Origin of the sequence: Pseudoclavibacter sp. AY1F1, assembly GCF_002931075.1 — a bacterium.
In the GTDB taxonomy this organism is placed as follows: Bacteria; Actinomycetota; Actinomycetes; order Actinomycetales; family Microbacteriaceae; genus Pseudoclavibacter.
On the sequence record NZ_PSTQ01000029.1, the window covers coordinates 1 to 677 of the forward strand.

At 64.1% G+C, this 677-nt stretch carries 1 pseudogene; it reads right to left on the reverse strand.

From position 1 onward, the window contains the following. Positions 1-369, reverse strand: a pseudogene (locus C5B85_RS18870) (primosomal protein); the annotation flags it as partial. Between the last annotated feature and the right edge of the window lie 308 nt (positions 370-677).

Below are 677 nucleotides of genomic sequence, written 5' to 3' on the forward strand. Positions count from 1 at the left end.
ATCGCGAGGCGGGTACGACTTGCGCTCGCCACGGTTATCGTCACGCGGGGCGTACGACTTGCGCTCTCCATCGCGAGGCGGGTACGACTTGCGCTCACCGTCACGGGGCGGGTACGACTTGCGCTCTCCACGGCTGTCATCACGCGGGGCGTAGCTCTTCCGCTCGCCATCGCGGGCTGGGTAGCTCTTGCGCTCGCCACGTTGACCGTCGCGGTCGCCGCCTGCGTAAGGCTTCCGGTCACCGTACTGCTTGCGCTCGCCGCTGCGTCCGCCGGCATCCCGTCGCCCGTCCTGGCCGCTTCGTTCGTGGCGGTTGCCCGCTCCACGTTCGTTGTTTGAGCTTCGCCGCTCGTTGTCGTTTGCGTCCATGAATAGCTCCTCGGGATGCGCTGTCGAATTGTTGTTGTACTCGTTTGGATGCGCCTCACCTTGGACGCTTGCGTCGCCACCCAGCCTACGGCAATGCGCTTCCCGGGTCCGGGATGGACCTTGGGTGGCACGTGAGTAGCAGCTTCCGCTGCCTCTCGTATTGCCGTGGGGACGTTTGGGGGCAAATGAAAAAAGCCGGGGTTGGTCATCGAGGAGCATCTCTGCTCACTCAACAACCAACCCCGGCTTATGAAGAAGTCCGGCGGTGACCTACTCTCCCACAGGGTCCCCCCTGCAGTACCATCGGC